Origin of the sequence: Butyrivibrio sp. WCE2006, assembly GCF_000701985.1 — a bacterium.
GTDB lineage: Bacteria > Bacillota > Clostridia > Lachnospirales > Lachnospiraceae > Butyrivibrio.
On the sequence record NZ_JNKH01000001.1, the window covers coordinates 438,018 to 461,296 of the forward strand.

18 protein-coding genes and 1 tRNA gene are annotated in these 23,279 nt (G+C 38.3%); all 19 read right to left on the reverse strand.

Annotated elements, in window-relative coordinates:
* Positions 1–119: 119 nt before the first annotated feature.
* Positions 120–1,001, reverse strand: a complete 882-nt coding sequence (locus tag T501_RS01875) for an HAD-IIA family hydrolase (RefSeq protein ID WP_044912865.1) — start codon at positions 999–1,001, stop codon at positions 120–122.
* A gap of 283 nt (positions 1,002–1,284) precedes the next feature.
* Complete coding sequence (locus T501_RS01880) at positions 1,285–1,488, reverse strand: DUF6465 family protein (RefSeq protein ID WP_049945756.1); 204 nt, start codon at positions 1,486–1,488, stop codon at positions 1,285–1,287.
* 82 nt (positions 1,489–1,570) lie between these two features.
* Entirely contained in the window at positions 1,571–2,248 is a 678-nt protein-coding gene (locus T501_RS01885; protein WP_044912866.1) for an LbetaH domain-containing protein, read from the reverse strand.
* Between the two features lie 123 nt (positions 2,249–2,371).
* Positions 2,372–4,447, reverse strand: coding sequence for a DNA topoisomerase (locus tag T501_RS01890; protein ID WP_044912868.1), 2,076 nt, complete (start codon positions 4,445–4,447; stop codon positions 2,372–2,374).
* On the reverse strand, positions 4,440–5,819 hold the full coding sequence (locus tag T501_RS01895) for an ATP-binding protein (protein WP_044912870.1): 1,380 nt from the start codon (positions 5,817–5,819) through the stop codon (positions 4,440–4,442). Before T501_RS01895 ends, T501_RS01890 begins: the two co-directional genes overlap by 8 nt.
* Positions 5,820–5,856: 37 nt before the next feature.
* Positions 5,857–6,942, reverse strand: a complete 1,086-nt coding sequence (gene asd, locus T501_RS01900; RefSeq protein WP_026510386.1) for an aspartate-semialdehyde dehydrogenase — start codon at positions 6,940–6,942, stop codon at positions 5,857–5,859.
* Positions 6,943–7,009: 67 nt separating this feature from the next.
* Entirely contained in the window at positions 7,010–8,428 is a 1,419-nt protein-coding gene (argH, locus tag T501_RS01905) for an argininosuccinate lyase (protein ID WP_044912872.1), read from the reverse strand.
* Between the two features lie 150 nt (positions 8,429–8,578).
* Positions 8,579–8,651, reverse strand: a tRNA-Thr gene (locus tag T501_RS01910).
* 109 nt (positions 8,652–8,760) lie between these two features.
* Positions 8,761–9,666, reverse strand: coding sequence for a mechanosensitive ion channel family protein (locus T501_RS01915; RefSeq protein WP_044912874.1), 906 nt, complete (start codon positions 9,664–9,666; stop codon positions 8,761–8,763).
* Positions 9,666–12,215 carry a 1,4-alpha-glucan branching protein GlgB gene (gene glgB, locus T501_RS01920; protein WP_050008062.1) on the reverse strand — a complete coding sequence of 850 codons (2,550 nt, stop codon included), beginning with the start codon at positions 12,213–12,215 and terminating at the stop codon, positions 9,666–9,668. Before glgB ends, T501_RS01915 begins: the two co-directional genes overlap by 1 nt.
* A gap of 119 nt (positions 12,216–12,334) precedes the next feature.
* Positions 12,335–12,772, reverse strand: a complete 438-nt coding sequence (gene dut, locus T501_RS01925) for a dUTP diphosphatase (protein ID WP_026510384.1) — start codon at positions 12,770–12,772, stop codon at positions 12,335–12,337.
* Between the two features lie 36 nt (positions 12,773–12,808).
* Positions 12,809–13,285, reverse strand: coding sequence for a hypothetical protein (locus tag T501_RS01930; RefSeq protein ID WP_044912876.1), 477 nt, complete (start codon positions 13,283–13,285; stop codon positions 12,809–12,811).
* A 97-nt stretch (positions 13,286–13,382) separates the two neighbouring features.
* A complete protein-coding gene (locus T501_RS01935; protein WP_026510382.1) occupies positions 13,383–14,342 on the reverse strand; it encodes an ROK family protein in 960 nt (319 codons plus the stop codon).
* A 26-nt stretch (positions 14,343–14,368) separates the two neighbouring features.
* Positions 14,369–17,485, reverse strand: a complete 3,117-nt coding sequence (locus T501_RS01940; protein WP_044912878.1) for a sensor domain-containing diguanylate cyclase — start codon at positions 17,483–17,485, stop codon at positions 14,369–14,371.
* 168 nt (positions 17,486–17,653) lie between these two features.
* Positions 17,654–18,307, reverse strand: a complete 654-nt coding sequence (gene fsa / locus T501_RS01945; protein ID WP_044912969.1) for a fructose-6-phosphate aldolase — start codon at positions 18,305–18,307, stop codon at positions 17,654–17,656.
* A gap of 126 nt (positions 18,308–18,433) precedes the next feature.
* Positions 18,434–18,922 carry a ribonuclease HI gene (rnhA, locus tag T501_RS01950; protein WP_044912879.1) on the reverse strand — a complete coding sequence of 163 codons (489 nt, stop codon included), beginning with the start codon at positions 18,920–18,922 and terminating at the stop codon, positions 18,434–18,436.
* An 11-nt stretch (positions 18,923–18,933) separates the two neighbouring features.
* Positions 18,934–20,622, reverse strand: a complete 1,689-nt coding sequence (locus T501_RS01955) for a MutS-related protein (RefSeq protein WP_044912881.1) — start codon at positions 20,620–20,622, stop codon at positions 18,934–18,936.
* 9 nt (positions 20,623–20,631) lie between these two features.
* The gene (locus T501_RS01960) at positions 20,632–21,942 is read right to left on the reverse strand and encodes an amidohydrolase family protein (protein ID WP_044912883.1); all 1,311 of its coding nucleotides are present in this window, start codon (positions 21,940–21,942) and stop codon (positions 20,632–20,634) included.
* A gap of 49 nt (positions 21,943–21,991) precedes the next feature.
* Positions 21,992–22,816: a purine-nucleoside phosphorylase gene (locus T501_RS01965; protein ID WP_026510376.1), complete on the reverse strand. Its 825-nt coding sequence runs from the start codon at positions 22,814–22,816 to the stop codon at positions 21,992–21,994.
* Positions 22,817–23,279 lie beyond the last annotated feature (463 nt).

Here is a 23,279-nt window from a genome sequence, read left to right on the forward strand (position 1 = left end):
GGAACTCCTGCATAAACACCGGTATAAGTAAAAAAATTGATACAGCAAAAATAGCTGGCATCAATTTTTTTAATAATCCCCTCACATATTTAATCATGTAATTTCCCCTTCACAAGTATTTAACGTACCAGTTTCATTATACTTGTGAGGCCCCCTATATCGTCAAGAGTATAATCCGGTTTAGTTTCCATTTCCGAAATCATTTGTTCATCAGCTTCACCGGTAAGAACACATACAGAAACAGCTCCGGAATTCTGCGCTACAGCAATGTCAGTATATAATCTGTCACCGACACAGCATATCTTTTCATTAGCTACTCCTGTCATTCTCGAAATAATATCAACCATGTTTCTATTAGGTTTACCAATGTACACAGGTTCTTTTCCTGAAGAAGCAGTAAGTAGAGCGCATATGCTTCCACAGTCAGGCAAAACCTCACCCTTTGGCATAGGGCATACCCAATCCGGATTAGCAGCGATAAATGCAGCATCTCTTCTTAAAAAATGAACAGCAAGATCTAAGTCACGATACACAAGTTCAGTATCAAAACCTACACAAACTACCGGTATATTATTTTCATCATCAAGCTTTTCACGGAGCTCTTCAAAATCAGTTCCGTCATAGTCTGAAGTATTAAATGCTTTCAGACCGGCTGATTTTATCTCATTATAAAAAGTTCTGGTCCCGACAACATAAATATATCTGTCCTTATAATATTGATTAAGATACTCAGCAGTTGCCATTCCGGAAGTATATACATGCTCCGTATCGCACGGGAAACCAAGTCCCCTTAACCTGTCTACGTAATCAGTACCAGCTCTTGAAGAATTATTTGTCAGATAGATATATCGTTTTCCATTTTCTTCAAGAAAGTTAATAAATTCTAATGCACAGGGAAAAACATTATCCCCAAGATAGAGAGTTCCATCCATATCAAGTAGGAACAATTCACAGTTTTGCAGTTTATTATAGTTCTGTTCGAGTGATAATTCTTTTTTCATTTTCCATCCCTAAAATATTTTTTTATTTTACTCCCCCAAATCAATCGAAATTGAAAATACAAGTCTTTATATTATATCATCGCTGCTTATGTTTAAAACCATCAATCATTACTGCCAAGATGATAATAAGCCCCAGGAAAACGAACTGCAGGTTGGTATCAACACCAAGAACCGTCAGCGCATATGACAAAAAATAAGAACAATAAGCATTTCCCTTAACAGAAGCTTCTTGAAAAAAAGACCTCAGGATTATAATCCTAAGGTCTTAAAAGTACAAAAAACATTAAAGATCGATGCTTCCGGTCATCTTGTTGTTTACAACATAGTAAGCCTTGTTCTCTTCAGGCTTAACGTAAAGCTCAAGATTCTTAGCACCCTTAACTCCATAATCAGCTTCATATGCTGCCTTAGCTCTTTCTACAAGGTCTTCTTGAGAAATTGACTTGTCACCATACTGAAGCTCAATCTTAGTCTTGATAGCTGCCATAATATTCCCTCCTCGTATAAAAAATTTATAAACTTTTTAGATTATAATACCTATATACAGGGCAAGTCAATTAAAGTGGGCATTAATCGTCTATTTTCTCAACTATATTTTCACTATCTTTATAAATATGTCTCGCAGGAACGCATCCTCTTACTGATGACAGAGGATAAATATTACTTTTTCTTCCTACCACTGTTCCGGGATTAAGAATGCTGCCACAGCCCACTTCAACGTTATCTCCAAGCATGGCGCCTACCTTTTTAAGTCCGGTCTCTATCTGATCATCCTGGCCATTCTTTATAACTACAAGCTTTTTATCTGATTTTACATTTGAAGTAATTGATCCAGCTCCCATATGAGCTTTATATCCAAGTATAGAATCGCCGACATAATTATAATGAGGAACCTGAACTTTATTGAAAAGAATAACATTCTTAAGTTCAGTAGAATTACCTACAACAGCTCCTTTTCCAACAATTACATTCCCTCTGATAAAGGCACCCGGTCTAATTTCAGCCTCCTCATCAATTATGCATGGACCTGCAATATAAACATTGTCTGAAAGAAACTTAGCGCTTTTAGCTACCCAGATATTCTCTCCTCTTTTTTCAAATTTCTCAGGAGATAATGTATTCCCCAGTTCTACTATAAAATCCTTGATTTTCGGAAGGACTTCCCAGGGATAGGTAACTCCCTTGAAGATGTCTGCCGCAATTGTTTCATTCAAGTCATACATATTCTCAATCTTATAGCTTTCCATAATGTCCCCTTTCTAAACTACGTAAATTCAATAAGGCTATTATTCTGATTACTTATGAGTGAGACAACTCACTATCGTATCAAATATACACACTCATAAATCAAATACTGCAACTGTATTATCTTACTTCGCCTTTTTGGACCTTGGCTTCCTGGTCTTGGCAGGCGCCTTTTTATAGTACTGCGATGATTGCATGAAAAATCTTTGCATATGAGATCTCATATCATTCTCTTTGACGTAATTGGTTCGTCTTGCAATAAAGTCAGAGAGTTTTTTCATATATTCATCTTCAGAAATCTCGCCCTGCTCAACCTGAGTAAGTCCCTTTTCCCAGCTGGCTGTGAGTGAAGGATTTAGCATAGGCTTCATAGAAACAAATACCGTATCATATATCATTTCACCCATTTGAGTAGGAGTAATTATCTGAGTCTTTTTATTAAGGTCAAGGTAGCCGTTTTTAACAAGCTTATCAAGAATACCGGCTCTTGTAGCACTGGTTCCGATTCCTGAACCCTTAATCTGAGAACGAAGCTCCTCATCCTCAATAAACTGTCCGGCATTTTCCATTGTAAGAATCAATGTTCCGGAATTATACCTTTTGGGAGGCGTTGTTTCTCCCTCCTTAATCGCAGCATTTGTAAGTTCTATCTCATCACCTTTTTTAAGCTTTGACAGGACTTCAAATAAACCTTCATCTGCGGCAGCATCATCCAGATCATTATCATTTTTGTTTTCCTCAGCATCCTTCTCATCCTTTTTCTTAAAAAAGGAATAATCCATAACATGAAGATAACCCTTGGAGCTTAGCAGCTTAAAGCCTGCAAAGAAGCCTTCGGTAAATTCTGGATTAACAGTAGGAACCGTAATCTCCAATTTTATTTTTGAGTATTGTGCAGGAGGATAAAAAACTGCAAGAAATCGTCTTACTATTATCTCATACACCTTGGCAGATGTAGCACTTAGAGAGCTCAACGCGGAAAGTCCCTGTCCTGTAGGAATGATCGCATAGTGATCTGTTATTGCTTTATCATTAACATATCTGGTCTTTGCAATATTTTTATAGGATTCATGCTGCATTATTGCTTTGGCATAAATACCTGCAGGCTCATACGACATCAGACCTTTGATATTCTTATCAATCTCTTTTGCTATGGCACTACTCAGCACTCTGGCATCGGTTCTGGGATATGTAGTAAGCTTCTTTTCATACAATTCCTGAGCGATAGCCAGTGTCTGGTTAGGATCGATTTTAAAGAACTTAGAGCAATCATTCTGAAGTTCTGCCAGATTATATAAAAGTGGCGGATTTTTAGTTTCCTTTTTCTTCTCAAGAAGAGCTATGTTTCCTTTAACAGGAAGCTGTCCAAAGGATTCTATAAGTGACTTTGCAGACTTTTCTTCTTTAAAACCCTTTTCACTATAAAGCTCAAATGATCCTTTATATCTGCTTTTATCAGTAACTCTCCACTCCGCAGAAATAGTTTTTTCACCGAGAGAAAAATCGCCCATAACACGGTAAAACGGTGTCTTTACAAAGTTTCGGATTTCTCTTTCCCTGTCAACGACTATTCCAAGAACGCAGGTCATCACACGACCAACTGCAACCACACATCTGTCTATTCCAAGAAATGTTTTAATAGAATAACCATATCTAAGCGTTAAAGCTCTTGAGAAGTTAATACCCATCAGATAGTCTTCTTTAGCCCTTAGATATGCGGCAGCACCAATGTTATCATATTCGCTGTCATCTTTTGCTTCACGAATACCTCTCAGAATCTCTTCCTCTGTCTGAGAATCTATCCATACTCTTTTCTTCAGCTTACCTGAGACATTTGCTTCCTGATCAACCAGTCTGTAAATATACTCACCCTCGCGTCCCGAGTCGGTACATATATATATGGTATCCACGTCCTGCCTGGTCAGTAGTCCCTTGACAATATTAAACTGCTTGGCATTCTGTGGAATAATTTCGTACTTAAATTTAGACGGAATAAATGGAATTGTGTCCAATGACCATTTGGCCATTTTCTCATCATACACCTCAGGATAACTCATCGTCACCAAGTGCCCATAACACCAGGTAACGATGGCCTCTTCGGATTCCATATATCCGTCTTTATTAGAAAACTTATATTTTAATGCAGCGCCGAAAGCCTTGGCAACGCTAGGCTTTTCAGCAATAAAAACGCTTTTAGGCATCCATCATTTCTTCCAATCCAACTAGTTTTATGGACTCTTCTTTCTCTGCGAGCTTGATGAGACCTTCATCAAAACCTTCTGCAGAAAACAGGTAATAATAATCCGGATTAAGTCTTGCTCTCTTGCAGCAGCTTCTGACCGAATCAATTGTATTTACATCCATCTTGGATTCCCAGTTACATACTCCAACAAGAGTATCACCGGATTCGCTCTGCGCAACGACATCAAGTGAATCAATTTTACCAACCCACTCGCCTTCCTCATCAATCTTGAAAGGAAGTCTGTCATATTCTGAGAGCTTATCAATATACTCTCTGCAAACAAGCTTATAAGCATCCTTTACAAAAGCACCAAGGTCACTCTCTATATAAGAATCGTAATACTCCTCAGCATTCATTCTTATTATCTGAGTAACATTAGCATAGAAAAATCTGTAAAAGAAGTGTGCAAGTGGATCACATATTCTGTAAACACCCTTCTGTACATTCTCATGCCCTGTCGTAGCAAAGGAATAAACTTTTTCTACCATTCCAAGCTCAATAAGGCTCTTTAAGTAAACCATTATCTTAGCCCTTGAGAAGCCTGTGGCATGATGTATATCATTTAATTTATTCTTACCATTTGCAAGTCCATATAGGATTGTATTATAAACTGCAGTTTCACGCAAATTTTCTTCGAGAACCTTGAAAGTCTCGCGAAGAAGCACACTGTTCTCAGCATCAAGGAACTTCTCGATAACATTTTGCCTGAAAGTCTTATTAGGATCAAAGTAAGACCATAATCTTGCATTACCACCAAAAATAGAATAAGCAGAGATTACATCCTTATCACTCATATTTTCAAATTTTTTTCTCATTTCCTGGAATGAATAGGGCTTTATCTTTAAAAATCCGGAAATATATGTTGCCTGAGCGCCAATCTTTCCAACCATATTATTCTCAATCCATGCCGCATTTGATCCCATAAGAATAAGGATAATCTGTGGGTGGGAATCATCGAATATAATAGGACTTATCTCCTCTAAGAATGAAGGAGATGCCTTTATTATATCCTCGAAATTCTCCACTAAGACACACATGGAATCTCCATGTTCAACAGAAATCTTAGCTATACCTTCAAAGATCTCACGATAGGTTGGATACTCCGGAAGCTCCAATCCTCTTGTTCTGAGCCTTTCTCCAATCAGATATCTCTGTAGTCTCTCAGAAGCAGCAACCGCACAATAATACATATAATCCTTGTCTTTAATAAAAGTGGATATGACCGATGTGCTCCCCGTGCGTATATGGCCATAAACAATGACAATCTGATTATTACCGGTCTCGTAATAGCTGTTTAATTCTTCCAATTCCTGTAACTTAGTTTTTTCCATGTATTTTTCCTCACCCCAGATTAAAAATTATGTCTTATTATTTTTTGGTAATATATCCTAGTGCTTTGAGGAGTTCAGCACACTCAACCGCACCGCCTGCAGCTCCTCTAAGAGTGTTATGAGAAAGTCCGACGAACTTCCAGTCATAAACTGTGTCTTCACGAAGTCTTCCAATGCTTACGCCCATTCCACCTTCGTAGTTAACATCAAGTGAAACCTGAGGACGATTATCTTCTTCCAAATACTGAATAAACTGCTTTGGTGCACTGGGAAGATTCAGCTCCTGTGGCTTACCACTAAAATTCACGAGACAATTAATAAGTTCATCTTTTGTAGCTTTCTTCTTAAATTTTACAAAAGCTGCGGCCGTATGTCCATACAAAACTGGAACTCTTATACATTGACATGTAATTATTGGACTTTTAGCAGGTACAATCACGCCATTTTCTATTGTTCCCCAGATTCTTAAAGGCTCTTTTTCGCTTTTCTCTTCTTCTCCTGAAATAAAAGGAATAATATTGCCTTCCATTTCAGGCCACTCTTTAAAGTTCTTACCTGCACCGGAAATAGCCTGATATGTTGTTGCTACAACCTCATAGGGCTCAAATTCTCTCCATGCAGAAAGTGCAGGAGCATAACTCTGAATAGAACAGTTAGGCTTAACAGCAATAAATCCTTTAGTAGTACCAAGTCTCTTCTTCTGGAATTCTATAACATCAGCATGCTGGGGGTTAACCTCCGGAATGATCATGGGAACATCAGGAGTCCATCTGTGAGCACTGTTGTTGGAAACAACAGGAGTCTCGGTCTTTGCATACTCTTCTTCAATAGCCTTGATCTCATCCTTTGACATATTTACTGCTGAAAGTACAAAATCAACGTCCTTTGTAACTTCTTCTACATTTGTTACGTCCTTGATGACAAGCTTTTTAACGCCCTCAGGCATGGGAACTTCCATCTTCCATCTGTCACCTACAGATTCCTCATAGGTCTGTCCGGCACTTCTGGGACTTGCTGCAACAACAGCAACCTCAAACCAGGGATGGTTATCAAGAATAGTAATAAATCTCTGACCTACCATACCGGTTGCACCTAAAATCGCCACTCTCAATTTCTCGCTCATTTTTTCACTCTCCTCTTAAAATATATAATAATTTATTTCCTAAACAGAACTTATGATATTCAGGAAATCATAGAACATCCAATATTTCGAAAACTTCAGAATGCGTCCAAAATTCATCCAGAAGTTTCTGATTTATTTTAATTGATCCGGACATAGCTTCAGGTCCCGGAGCTCCTACTGTAAGTCTCTTCTCAACACATGTCTTAAGACTTATGGCTTCATATACATCATTATCGAACTCAGGAGCGAATTTTTTTAGTTCTTCAATCGAAAGATCTGAAATTCCTATTGATCTATCTATACAATGTAAAACAATTCTTCCAATAATACCATGTGCATCTCTGAAAGGTACACCCTTATTTACGAGATAATCAGCGGCATCGGTTGCATCAGTAAATCCTCGTATAGCACTTTTCTCCATCTGATCCTTATTGAACTTCATTGTTTTTAACATGTCTGTAAAAAGAATAATACAGTTTTTTGTGGTGTCAATAGCATCAAAGCTTACTTCTTTATCCTCCTGCATGTCTTTGTCATAAGCCAGGGGAATTCCTTTCATGGTTACAAGAAGTGAATTAAGCGCTCCGTATACTCTTCCCGTTTTACCTCTTACAAGCTCTGCAATGTCAGGATTTTTCTTCTGTGGCATTATACTGCTTCCGGTAGAATATGCATCATCTATGGTCACAAAATTGTATTCATTTGAATTCCAAATAATAACTTCTTCCGAAAAACGTGATAAATGCATCATTATAATTGATAAAGCTGATAAAAATTCAATGAGATAATCCCTGTCGGATACGGAATCCATACTGTTATTAGTAGGTCCGTTAAACTTAAGAAGTTGTGCTGTATATTCTCTGTCCAGCGGATAAGTTGTTCCTGCAAGGGCACCTGCTCCCAAAGGACAATAGTTCATCCTGGAATAAATGTCCTTAAGCCTTGTGGCATCTCTGTAAAACATCTCAAAATATGCTCCAAGATGATGCGCAAGTGTAACCGGCTGAGCCTTCTGAAGATGAGTAAAACCAGGCATGTAAGTGTAGAGATTATCATTCATAATAGAATCAAGAGTAGTCAGCATGCCATATAAAGCTTCAGCTGTATTCTTAACCTCTTCACGAACAAAAAGTCGCATATCCAGGGCTACCTGATCATTACGGGATCTGCCTGTATGCATTTTCTTACCTGCATCACCGATTCTCTCTATCAGATTAGCTTCAAGAAAACTATGAACATCCTCATACTTATCTGTAATCTGAAGCTTTCCCTCATTTACATCTTTAAGAATTTCATCAAGCCCGTTCTTTATCTGCTCACATTCTTCATCTGTAATTATCCCCTGTTTTGCAAGCATACTAACATGAGCTTTACTACCAACAGCATCTGCATTTATAAGTCTTTTGTCAAAATAAATGGATGCATTAAACTTCCAGGCAAGTTCACTAATCTCGCCCTGAAATCTTCCTCCCCACAGCTGCGCCATATATTACTCCTTTTGAAATATTCTGATTTTTGAACTAACATTTAATAAAACAATTATACTTTAACTTATCATAGTGTTAAAGTGAATACAAGCATTCTGAATATAAAAAAACTCGTGGATTTTGCCACGAGTTTAGTTAATTTTCATAAAAGCTGGAAAAGGGACTTGAACCCTCGACCTACTGATTACGAATCAGTTGCGCTACCAACTGCGCTATTCCAGCAAAATTTTAGATTCCTGTCTGTATGAACGGGAATCTAAAACTTAAAAGCACAAATATCATTATATAGATGATATCATTCTTTGACAAGCTTTTTAAAGAAAAAATAAATTTATCTCATATGTACATCAATCTGAGGAAAGGGAATCTCAACGCCTTCTTTATCAAAGGCTTTCTTTACTGCTTCATTCATTGACCATTTTGCCTTCAGATAGTTCTCAGGCTTTACCCAACCTCTTATTCTGAGATTAACACTGCTGTCTGCAAGTGCATCAACATATACAGACTTTTCATATTTATCTGAAATGTACTCGTTGGCATCCATTACCTTCTCCGCTACAGCTCTTGCTTTATCAATATCAGCGCCATAGGAAATGCCAACCATTGTATCCAGAATTCTCATTGTATTTCCGTTGTTGTTTGTAATTGTTGCAGAAGCAAGTGAGCCGTTTGGTATAACAACTCTTCTGAAATCAGCTGTCAGCATTCTCGTATTGATAAGTGATATTTCTGTTACAGTTCCTTCTACTCCGGTACTTCCGACAATTATATAATCTCCAACCCTGAAGGGTCTTGATAGAAGTATCAGTATTCCTCCTGCAAAATCTGAAAGAGTGCCCTGTATAGCAAGACCTATCGCAACACCTGCAGAACCAAGCAGTGCAACTATGCTGGCTGTATCCATTCCAAAAGCTGCAGCCAGTGAAAATACCAAAAGTATCTCGAGTGATACTCTTACGACCTTAGCAAGGAATTTTGCAGTTGCATCTTCAATCTTGGTTTTTAAAAGAGATTTTTCAACAATATTTGCAATGACCTTAATTACTTGCCACATAATCACAAGGATTATTATGGCAAGTACTGCCTGAACCAGCAGTGCAAAGGCCTTATCCGGGAGTTCTTTTAAATATTTTTCTATAACTCCCGGTTTTAAATTATCATTACCTGTTACCTCAGCTATAGTCTCGATGGCAGTTTCAGCTGTAGTAGTAGCAGTCAGGGGTAACATTCTAAGCATTATTCGTTATCTTCTTTCTTGTCCGTATTTTCTGCTTTTGATGAAGAAGTTTTCTTTGTTGAAGTCTTTCTTGTCTTCTTTGCAGCTGTCTTTGTTTCTGTCTTGGCAGTTGTCTTCTTTGCTGAAGTCTTCTTTGTCTGCGTTTTCTTAGTGCCGGAAACTGCCTTAAATGCTGCTTCTGAAACAATACTTGAAATTCGTTCTTCTTCTATCTGCTCGTACTTCTTTTCAATAGCTTCTTCCTGAGCTGCAAGCTCTCTCTCATAACGCTCATGAAGCTCCTTCAAAAGCTCTGCCTCTTCCTTCTCCTGACGATTCTTGAGTTCCCTTAAGGTTCTCTCACGTTCCTGCATCTTATTGTTTGCTTCTTCCTCACGGATTTTTCTGATCTTCTTTTCCTGAGTTGTATAAGCAGTATAAGAGAATATTGCAAGTGAAGATGATGCAAGCTTAACAGGAATTGAATATGGTCTTCCATCAGCCTCGCTGAAGTTTGCTTCGATTCTGCCGGGATTCACAATTCCGCTTCCGCCATAGCAGGTATCATCGGAGTTGAAGATCTCGTAATACTTACCGTCAGCAGGCACGCCAACTTCAAATGTTCTGTCTACACCTGCCATATTAACTACAACAATCAGCATATCTGCATCAGACTGTCCTTTTCTTATAAAGGACATCATGCATTCCTCAGCTGCCATGCTATTGATCCACTCAAAGCCGCTGTCATTAACATCAATCTGATGAAGAGCCGGTCTTGAATAATAAATCTCATTAAGAGAATGTATCAGGTTCTCTAAAAATACTGCATTATCAATGCTTAACTCATTGGGATCCATGTAAAGCATTTTCTTTCCCGGATGAGTCATAAGGTATGATATTGCAAGACGAACCCCTGCCATCTTCTGAGCGGAGTCGCCGGGCATAAGATCATAGAGACCTTCAAGTCCTTTCCCAATCTCTTCATGAGTAAATGCCAGCACAAATCTCTCTGTATAGCAATAAACAAGTGAGAATGTCAGCTCATTATGATTGCCTGATCTGAAAAGAGGATCATTTTGGATATAATCAAGGAAATCCTTAGTCCATCCATTATTCCACTTATAATCAAATCCAAGACCACCGTCGTCCAGCTCACCTGTTACTCTCGGCCAGCAGGAAGTCTCCTTTGTAAGTGTAAGTATGCCGGGGTGCTTAGTCTTCAGCACTGAGTTGAAGTTACACAAAAAGTCCTTGGCTTCAAGATTCTCATTGCCGCCATATATATTAGGAATCCACTGACCGGGCTTTCTGTCATAATCAAGGTAAAGAATCTTGGCAATATCAGCAACTCTTAGACCGTCGAGATGATAATTTTCAACCCAGTAAAGTGCACATGAAAGCAGAAAGTTAGTCACCTGTTTTCTTCCAAAATCAAATATCAGATCACCGGTTCTGGGATGCACACCCATTCTCGGATCCGGATATTCATAAAGAGCCTGTCCGTCAAACGCATTAAGGCCACATTGAAGCTTGGGGAAAAATGTTGTAACGAAATCCATTATTACCCTTATTCCAGCTCCATGCATGATATTTACAAACTTCTTAAAGCCATCAGGTGATCCATATCTCTTCTGAACAGAGAAAAATCCGTTGATATGGAAAGGATGTCCCGGAATATGTTCCATAATAGGCTTTAATTCGATGGTATTAAAACCATGGTCCTTGACATATTCAAGAATCTCTCCTGCAAGCTCCTCATAATCGGGAATATGATTCTGATGCTTTGCAGCAAAGGTATCAAGAGAAAGCTCACAAATTGACAGCGGATCAGTATCCCTGTCAAATTTGGTTCTGTTTTTTATAAATGTAGCATCATTCCAGTCGATGTCCTTTATTTCAACGACCTGTGAAATCACATTATCCCTGTCTTTATAAGCATATCCATAAGGGTCAGGTCTTTTGAATATCACACCGCCCTTGGTCTTTATCTCATACTGATAGCCATCACCGTCTTTGGCATCCGGAATGAAAATCTCGAATATTCCGGCATGATCAACACGCTGCATCTGATTGACTCTTCCATCCCATTCGTTAAAGTCACCTATTACACTGACTCTTGCAGCATCCGGTGCCCATACGGCAAAAGAACAGCCCTTTACACCGTCGATCTCGATAACATGAGCTCCAAGCTTTTCATAGATGTTATAGTGAATTCCGCTGTTGAATTTGATAAAATCCTCGCGGTCCATTCTCGGTGCAAAATTATATGGATCTGTTATTTCCCTGATATCCCCGTTCTCAAGTTTGATCCTGTATTTATATTTGAATTTTTCCTTATAGGGAACAAGCGCAGCATAGAAACCTGCTTCATCAGCAAGCTCCATCTTATATGTTTTTGTACCCGTAGCCGGAACTACTTCAATTTCTACTGCCATGGGGTAAAAGGTCTGAATAAGAAGATTTGAACCTACCTTGTGAGCTCCTAAGATTCTGTGAGGATCATCACCATCTGAATAAATAATCTCTTCAATCTCAGGCCAGTTCATAAGTTTATATAGCTTATTGTTCATAGTTTCCCTCCGCATATGTATGCTTTAAAAATAAATTCTAAAGGTTTGCACAAAAGAACTATGCAATCACCTCTAATTATATCACATTCAAAATTACAAAAGTTTTAACTATGTAAAAATCATTTCTTCCCTGTAGAGCCAAATCCACCGGCACCTCTCTCTGATTCCGCAAGCTCATCAGCCTCTTCAAATTCAACTGATAGATAGGGCTGAATAATAATCTGAGCAACTCTCTCACCAGGTGTAATTGTTCTGACTTCATCAGAATCATTATGAACCGCAACTATGATCTCACCTCTGTAATCAGAATCAACAACACCTACGCAGTTTGCAGGTCTGAGGCCTTCCTTTGTTGCAATTCCGCTTCTGGCATAGATTCCGCCAAAGTAACCATCAGGTATTTCCATTGCAAGCCCCGTACCTATCTTAGCTGTGGTATGCGGCTTAATATCTGTGTTTTCCCTGACATCTGCATAAAGATCATAGCCTGCTGCTGCTGCACTTCCTCTTGTGGGATTGGTTGCAGTGTCAGACAATTTTTTAATATTTACTTTCATTCTATTACTCCTCCATTACTGGTAATTTATATTCGATCAGTTTCCTATTTTTTTATTAGGACTATGATAACCTTCGGCTGAAGCAGCCTTAAGAAACTCATCATATTTTTTATTATTCTTAATATATACTCTATATTTCTCAGGACCTTCAAGAACGACTCTGAGCATATTGTTTCCAACATCGGATATTTCAAGATTCCAGTCATCTTCATCATGTTTAAAGTCAAAGCTTATGCTGTCAACAGGTTCAGGATTACTTAAGGTAAACTGCCCTCTGGTTGATGCCATCAGTGAATTTAATGCCGCAAGATTATCCTGACTCATCTTGAATTTACCTTCTTTTCCGTTTACGACACATATATTTGATTCGTTACACAGAACAAAAAGATTCACTTTGAATTTTCTAAGATCATTTGATGTTTTGAGCATGGAAATTATCAGAAAAAGTGATGCGAGCAGAACTGTTATAAAAACAATCGCAAAAATCTTCCCCTTATCAATTACTTTTTTCATTAGACTTTATTCTCCCCTATTATTTCCCACTTAAAGCTGAATGACTTCATAGATAAAAAACCTGTTGCAGGAAAAGCCCACAACAGGTTTTATTATCTTATAAATCTTCAATCATGGCAAGTGCACCGTAAATATTTGAATCATCTCCCAGTGCTGCTTTTTTAAGTTCAACAGTGCTTCTTATGGATGGCATACAATAGCGGTCTACCTCAGCAAGTATCTTCTCCATAAAGATGTCTCCCACAGCTTCCATTACACCACCACCGTAAACAACTATATCAGGACTTATGGTATTTATCATATTACCGGTAGCTATTGCAAGATAGTGACATGCCCTGTCAACAGCTTCTATTGTTACGGTATCCTTCGCAGCTAAAGCCTTTTTGAGGTTCTTGCTCTTGAAAACACCGTTTTCTATGGTCTCTGCGAGCATATTTTTTCTTCCTCTGGAAGTCTGCTGCATTATATAAGCGCTCATTCCTTTTTTACTTGAAAATGCTTCAAGGCATCCTCTCTGACCGCATCCGCAGAGCGGGCCTTCAGGATCAAGAATCATGTGTCCGTATTCCGCAGCCTTATATTTATTACCTGTAAACATTTTTCCGTCAAGGATAAGACCGCCACCCATTCCGGTTCCGACAAAGAACCCTACTACATTATTATAGCCCTTGGCAACTCCGTATTTCCATTCACCAAGTACGCCTACATTTACATCATTTCCTATATAAAATGGAATATCGAATTTCTTCTCAATAGATGATTTGATATCATAATTGGTCCAGGGAAGATTAGGTGACGTAAGTATTATTCCCGCACCCTGGTCAATAACCCCCGGCGCTCCTGCAGCAATCGCCTTAATATCTTTCTTTTTAATGTCGGATTCATTAATCATATCCTCAACAACGCTTATGATCATTTTCTCAACATTGTCTGCGTCATCACCGGCTTCTTTGGTCTTTTTCTTAAGCCTGTAAACTATTTCCTTCTTTTCATTAAAAATAGCACCAAGAATCTTCGTTCCTCCGATATCCAGACAGATATTATACTTACCAGCCATCTTCCACCTCCGCTTATTAGTCTAAATCACCCTTTGTACTTTGCATAATTGTTTTTGCCATTTTCTTTTACGTAATACAAAGCCTTATCGGCGTTTTTATATAATTCATTATACGCTTTTCCGTCATCCGGGTATACAGAATATCCTATAGACATGGAATATTTTACCTGTTCGCCGTTGTATTCTATAGATTTTTTGTCCTCTGAAAACTTTTTCAAAAGTTCATCCATCTGCGAATAAGACTGGTTGCGCATGATAACAAGGAACTCGTCGCCGCCGATTCTAGAAGGATAACAGTCATCACCAAGATTATTTTGCATTCTTAGCGCAGCATCTTTAATAACCATGTCTCCGCAATCATGACCGTAATTATCATTTATCTGCTTGAAGTGATCGAGATCTAATAAAACCATGGCAAGTGAATGGGTATTTTCATCTGCCTTTAGTTCTTCATATACCTTACCGATAGTCATTCGGTTAAAGAGTCCTGTAAGAGTATCTCTTTCAGCAAGATTTCTTATAGTCTCATTTGTTCTCTTAAACTGATCGATATCATATTTCAAAATATAGATATGGACCATATCATCCTGTCTGTCTTTTCTCATGTGATAGCAGGCATTCTGGTATCTTGGCTGTTCATTTGTTCCGGTTCTCTCTAAATAAACCATTCTTCCGGATATTCTGCCGTTGTAGTACTCCCTTAAGAGTCTTTCTCTATTGTAGAATTCATACATTTTTTCCTGATCTTCATCCGTTACCTGTGAGAAAACCATTCCCTTTGTCACTTCATTAAACGGCAGCTCAATGTAGCCGGTTTCTCCGAAATCAGAAATAAGACCGCTTTGTCCCAAATGCATATAAACAGTTTTATCCTGTGTAAGATTAGCCTCAAGATAAAATGTATTTCTAAGGAACTGTTCAAAAGAACCGTATCCAAGTGTATCGGTAAAGGCATCACTGGCAAGAAGCAGGAATGTTGGATCGCTTGGCATATCATAATACTCAGATCCGCTCTGACTTATATCAGGAAGCTTTCTCATTCTCTCTGAGTCAATGCTTCGTGAACCCATGATAAACATGGTTGATCCTTCTGAAACAATCGGGATTATCAGATACATCAGCCAGTTATAGTTGCCTTTTGTATCAATAGTTCTAAAGTAATCCGTAAGGTGATCAATGTTATATTCATTGATTCTGTCCTCAAGGTTACTAAGGTCATAGAATGCCATAAAGCCTTCCCGGTCCTCATTATAAATAGCTTCATTGGCAAATTTCTCAATAGCCCTGGTAAAGGATCCCTTCACCATACTCTGATTGAATTTAGCGTGATTTTCATATACAGTCTCAAAGCTGTCTTCATTTATATTAACTATATCCACGCGGTTATAGATCATGTACAGGAACTTCAGGTGAGAGTTCATCTGAACGGCTCTTGCCCCGGGATCATCTTCTGACATAGCCTCAGCCGTTGCAAGAATCGCAGTTTTATTTAAATCAGAAGAACCTGTTATTTTTCTAAGCATGAGCCTGTTATAGCCCTTACTTGTTACAAATTCCATTGTATGGATGGCATCGTTATCAATACACTGCTCCGCAAGGGATCTCATATTTCTTGCAAAGGAGTGCCTGCCTGAATTGAAAAGTTCATTTATAAACCTGATATCTCCTGCAAAAAGAGGTTCAAATATATCATTAAAATCCTTACTGTACATAAGAACCTTAAATAAAGAACCGTCAAATTCAAGTATTGCAAGCGGAAGCTGATTTAAGAATATTGCCTCATTGATGTCGAGCTGCTTCTCTGCTATCGGGGTTTGTGACAGAATATTCACTTTTCCTATTTCATTATAAAATCGTCTCTCTTCCTCGCTTTCATATTCGAAAGGATAACCGCCCTCAGGATAATACCACATGGGAACAGCCTCACTGTAAAGATGTCCCTGGGTTCTTTCACAGCCTGCCTGCTTCAAGAACTCAAGTATTTCTTCATCCTCAACACTTCCCATGGTAGTATGTATGCCAAGTTCTTTAGCCATATTAATAATGTTTTTCATCATTATTCTCGGCTTTTTATCGTAGTTATACCCTTCAAGGAAACTACTGTTAATTTTCACAGCATCAAAAGGCATATCATTCAGAATATGTAAAGAAGAATACTCGCTTCCAAAGTCATCAAATATAATTGTAAAACCTGCATCCCTGAATCTTTCGAGCTCCTTCTTGATGCCTTTTCTGTCTGTTGTAATCTCTGCTTCACTAATTTCTATCTGAATAAGGCTTCTGGAAATATTATTTTTCTCAACTTCTTTAATTATGAAGCTGAGCATATCTGTCAGTTCAAAATCGAGTCTTGTAAGATTAATGGAAATAGGCACAGGTTCAAGACCTGTAAGTCCTTTGACACTGCTAAGATCCTTGCACACCTGCTGCACAACAAAGCAATCCAGTTTATTTATCTTCTTTGAATGTTCGAGAACAGGAACAAAATCACTGGGCATAAGCGCTCCATATTCAGGATTATTCCACCTTGCAAGAGCTTCATGACCACATACTTTACCTGAATAGGTATGGAAAATAGGCTGATAGTAAACAGAAAGCTCCCCGTTTTTGATTGCATCCTCAAGATGATGTACAACATAGTGCTGCATGAGAATCCTATTGTCTATATTTTCTCTGGCAAAGACGGAAATTCCATCCTCTTTTTCTTCACCGTTAGTGCAGGCTATATTTGCTTTTTCAATGATTGAAAGTGCATCCTTATCGTTTTCACTTATAGGATATATACCTGCATGAAGTGACATTCCGGTGTGGATATAGACTTCATCAAAGTCCTTCTGAATTCTTTTGATGAAAGTTTCTACATCATCAATATCCGTAATTACAGCGAATTCCGCATCCTCCATTTTGCCTGATATATCAACCGGGAAAGCATTCTGAATTTTGGTTCTGATAAACCAGATTACCTGGTATCCTTCGTCGAAACCATAATACATATAATATTGCCTGAAATTTTCTATGATAAAATAAACACAGCAAAAAGAAGGAGATAACTCTCCTTTCTCTGCCTTTGAATTAACCAATTCTATAAATTCTTCTTTTGGATACAACTTGGTAAGAACCTTAGTGTCCTCAGCATTTATCATAATTATTTCATCTTTCCTTAAAAAAAATTCACACAATTAATGTTAGCAAATGAACGTAACTAAAACTATAAATCATCTATAAAAAATTGGTTAAAAATATAAATGGAATTCCCTAAAAGACAAAAAGGAGTATCACAAACGTGATACTCCCGTAAAAGAATTTTGAAATTATTCACCAAATACAGCCTTGTAATCCTTCTGGAACTTCTCAATACCAGCTGTTGTAAGAGGATGATTAACCATCTGTGCAATTACGCTGTAAGGAACCGTCGCGATATGAGCACCTGCAAGTGCACAATCTGTAACGTGCATAGGATGACGAACAGATGCAGCAATGATCTCTGTATCGATACCGTGAATGTCAAAAATCTGAGCAACTTCAGAGATAAGGTCTGTACCTCTTGTGCTGATATCATCAAGTCTACCAAGGAAAGGACTTACGAATGCAGCGCCTGCTCTTGCAGCAAGAAGAGCCTGGTTAGCTGTGAAGATAAGTGTCATGTTAACCTTGATACCTTCTGATGCAAGTGTATGGCAAGCCTTAAGGCCTTCAACTGTCATAGGGATCTTAACTACCATGTTCTTGTGAATCTTAGCAATCTCACGGCCTTCGCTGATCATTCCCTCAGCATCAACTGTTGTAGCCTTAACCTCACCACTGATAGGTCCATCTACGATAGAAGCGATCTCAGCGACAACCTGATTAAAATCTCTTCCTTCCTTTGCAATAAGAGAAGGGTTTGTTGTAACGCCGCAGATAACGCCCATGTCATTTGCTTTTTTAATGTCTTCAACATTAGCTGTGTCTAAGAAGAATTTCATAATAAACTCCTTTCGCTTAAGCAATGATAGCTCAAGCATAAATTACATTTTTTCACACCTCTAATATAATAACATATCTAAAATAATTTACATATCATTAAATGCTATTTTTATTTCAAAAATTGCTCATCGCAAATCGCCGCCATCATCATGGAGTAATAAATCCTTCGAACTGTCTGCAGCTGAGGTAGCAAGACTATCGCATCTCTCATTTTCAGGGTGTCCATCGTGTCCTTTCACCCAATTCCATGAAACCCTGTGTCTACCTGCCGCTTCCAATAATCTTTTCCAGAGTTCAACATTCTTCACAGGCTTTCCATCTGATTTCTTCCAGTTTTTCTTAAGCCATCCATTTATCCAGTTCTCATTAAAAGCACTGATGACATATTTTGAATCAGAATACAATTCCACCTCACATGGTCTGTTCAATGCTTCAAGTCCTACTATTGCACCCATAAGCTCCATCCTGTTGTTGGTAGTCTTATCATATCCTGCACTGAGCTCTTTTTCGTGAAGAACTCCTTTAGCATCAACAAACTGTATTACAGTCCCGTAGCCACCGGGACCATCCGGATTCCCTCTGGCTGAACCGTCAGAATATATCGTTACTTTCATCAATTCACCTCTCACAATGACCACACACCGTTCTTTTCAAATCTGATTGCCATCTCCTCTGCATCCTCAACTATTCTTTCTTTATAACCAATGGTTCTCAGAAGATTGATAGCATTCCTCTTAGTTGCGGGTCCTTTTTTTAGTTTAAAATCAAAGCAGACATCATTATCATTCAGTTCACCTTCAAAATGGTAAACCTCATAATAATTCTTCAGAACATTCGAAAGCTCACCATCATGAGTAGCTGCAAAGCACATGATTTTCCGAGCATCATTTGCAAAAAACTCAAGTATTTTAGATGAAGCTGCTATTCTTTCTATTGTATTAGTTCCTCTTAAGACCTCATCAATAAAGCAAAGGACAGGTGCACTATTGTCATCTACTGCATCCAGTATTCTTTTAAGTGACTTTATTTCTACCATATAGTAGCTGTCGCCCAGCTTTAGATCATCCTTTAACGCCATTGAGCTAAACACTCTGAACGCCGGTGCTTTATAACTTTTCGCAAGGCAGGTGTGTATGCTCTGTGCAAATATGGTATTTATGGCGCACATTTTCAGGAATGTAGATTTGCCGGAAGCATTTGATCCTGTAATAAGGAAGCCCTTTTCTGCTTTAAACGAATTAGGTACAGGCTCCTTCATTAATGGATGACGACCTTCCTCTATCTCATAAGTTCCTTTATTTTCAAAATCAGGTTTACAATACCCATTTTCCAATGACGCCCTGTAGTAACATATGGACAAAACTGAATCTATATATCCTATATTCTCTGTCAGCTTATGGACATATTGAATCTCGTTTTTAAGCTTCCTGTGCATTAAATTAAATTTTATTAGATCTATGTGAGTGAGCATCCTTACGTAATCCATGAAAATATCAAGCGGATTACCACTTCCCATGACTTTGCTTCCTGACATAAGGATAAAGGATCCTCTTGTAAATCCCTTTAGCCTTCCTATGCTCTCCATAATTTCGGAAATTTCTGAAGAAAAAACGCTATCTTTATGATCAGACAGCTCTTTGGCTCCCCGAACAAGTCGCAAAACATATGAAAATGTCACAAGATAAGGATCAAGACCGGCTTTAATTTTAAAATAACTCACCAGATTATAAGCCATAGAAATTATCAGTATTAAAAATCCCGGCATAAAATTAAAGCACATAACCACAAGTCCTATAACCATAACTAACAGGACAAGTATATGCATAAGATTTGAACCGGGATTCACCTCATCAATAAGAGGCAGATAATCATAAATCGAATACTTCCCGGTCTTACCAATTCTGTGCAGACTCTCTTTTATTCTGATTCTCATATTCTGATCATCAGATAATCCGGAAAGCTCTTTTTCCAATTGATCAAAAGAATCAAGCCCCTTTGTTCTGGGCGCTCTTAACATGTAATATAAATATTCTACGCCTGAAGATGTCTCACAATAATTTATCCTGTCATAGACAAAATCCATTCCCAGGTCATTCCAAGTAATATCATCTATTACAAAGCCATCATTGTGAGCTTTCAAGTATCCGCTTAAATCATCACGTTGTTTCTTAAGACGCACTGAAGGCGCAGAGCCAAATTCCTCTGCGCACTTCTCTCTAAATAGTCTCTCTTCAATTTTATTATTTCTGTATCCAAGAAGAAATGCAGCAATAATTATTGCTACAACAATCCCCACAATATAAGTTCCTGTCATACTTTATAATTATTGCATCTCCTTGTTTATTCTGCCTTTTATCTGTTCAGCCTTCGCATATATTTCTTCAGGTGAAACGCCAATATTATAATTACCGTCTTCGTATCTGATGATACCACCTATCATAGTCAGCTTTACATTGGAATTGCTGCCACTGTAAACGATATTTTTTGCAATATTGTTTAAAGGCTGCATGTTGGGCTGATTAAGATCAATAACAATAAGGTCTGCCGTCTTGCCTGCTTCAAGTACATCACAGTTGTTAAGTCCCATTGCGTGAGCACCGTTTACGGTTGCCATCTTGAGAACTTCATAGGCATTGACACTTGAAGCATCATTATCACGAAGCTTGGCAAGTCCGGTTACAAGGAACATCTCTCTGAACATATTGAGGCAGTTATTACTTGCAGGTCCGTCAGTACCGATTGCAATTGGAATACCCATCTTCATGTAATCGCTTATTGGTGCTATTCCACTTGCAAGTTTGGTGTTTGATCCCGGATTAGTGACAACATACATGCCTCGTTTTTTAAGTATTTCCATATCCTCTTTAGTAGTATGAACCAAATGATAGCCACCGCCACCATATTCAAACATACCAAGACTGTCAAGAAACTGAACCGGAGTCATGCCATAACGTTCTTTACAACCTTCAACCTCATCAGCAGTCTCTGATATGTGAGTAAATACAGGAGCTTTATACTTATGAGCAAGTCCGGCAATTCTTTCAAGAAGTTCCTTTGATGTAGTGTACTCAGCATGAAAACCTAAAATATATGAATTATACTCATCACGTCCGTTTAATTTGTTGTAACACTCTTCAACCAGTTCTACAGACTGACTGAAATTATTCACAGCTCCAACCTGAACACATCTCATCCCAGCATCCCTGCAGGCATCCGCAATGGATTCCGGAGTTAAATACATATCGAACATCGAGGTTATACCACCATCAAGATATTCAAGTATAGCGAGCTTCGTAAGATAGTAAATATCCTCGGCTGTAAGCTTCGCTTCAACAGGAAATATCTGATTATTCAACCAATCCGCAAGAGGAAGGTCATCAGCTCTTGAGCGCAGAAGTGTCATTGCTGAATGTGTATGGGCATTCTTAAAACCGGGCATTATAAGGTTACCCTTACAGTCAATTTCCCTGTCAAAAACCAGCATAGTCTCTGGGTTATCTTTATAATATGCGTCAATCTGACTTGTGGTATCACAATAAATGATCTTATCGTTATTGGTCCACAGCTCACCTTCAAAAATTTCCTGCCCATCAACCATTGATAGTATTCTTGCATTGTAAAATCTGATTCTCATCTTTTCCTTCTCCTATCCTCTTAGCCTACATTGTGTTCATGTGATGTTATTAAAATTTTTTAACACATTCTGTTACAAGCTTCTCAAAAAGAGGACCTGTTTTATCTGCAGCCTTCTGAACATCTTCATGTGAAAGAGGCTCATTAAGCATTCCTGCAGCAAGATTACTTATGCAAGAGATACCGCAGACTCTCATGCCCATATGTCTTGCCGCGATAGCTTCTACAACTGTACTCATTCCAACAGCATCAGCTCCCATAGTTCTAAGCATACGGATCTCTGCAGGAGACTCAAATGAAGGTCCGGTAAGCTGAGCATATACTCCCTGCTTAAGAGGAATCTTATTCTTAAGTGCAGTTTTTATGATAATCTCACGAAGCTCCTTATCATAAACACAGCTCATATCAGGGAATCTTAAACCAAATTCATCAATATTCTGACCAATCAGAGGATTTCTTACAAATACTGAAATCTGATCAGTTATAAGCATCAGATCACCGCAATCAAAATTATAATTAATTCCACCTGCAGCATTTGTAAGGAACAGTATATCAGCTCCCAAAAGTCTCATAACTCTGGCAGGAAGTACAACATCGCTGATATCATATCCTTCGTAAAAATGTACACGACCTTTCATACATACAACAGGAACATCACCAACATATCCAAAAATGAATTTCCCTGCATGTCCAGGAACTGTGGATACAGGAAATCCGGGTATATCAGAATATGAAATCTCACACTCAACCTTGATCTGTTCTGCGTAATTACCAAGGCCTGAGCCCAGTGTCAGAGCAACTCTTGGCTTAAAGTCCGTTACCTTTCTGATTGCTTTAACACATTTATTTACCTTCTCGTATATTTCATTTGACATTTAGCCATCCTCCATTATTACATCTTCATCTGACACCGAATCTTCAACATTTTCAATATCAGAATCATTTTTATACTCTACATCATACCCTACATCGGCATCTTTGTCATGTATAGTACCGTGAAGGACCGCGTAAATTTACTGTAGGATTTAATAGGTTAAAGAAACCTTGATATGCCTAAGCATCAGCTGGCATCTATAGATACGGAAATTCTTTATCCGCTCCATTTAAGCTAACATTGATAGATATGTATGTCAAGGACAAGCCAACGGTGCATCCATGCATCCTTGACATACATATCTATCAATGCACTTATGTTATCATGCGGATAAAGGATTCCCTTGGCTTTTCAAGCCGTTACAAAGTCCATATCCCACTATTAAAATACAACTGCTCCTTTGTCTGGAGACTCAGTTTATGATTCATGGCTTCATAGTATTTTCCAACGTTTCCATGTGTATT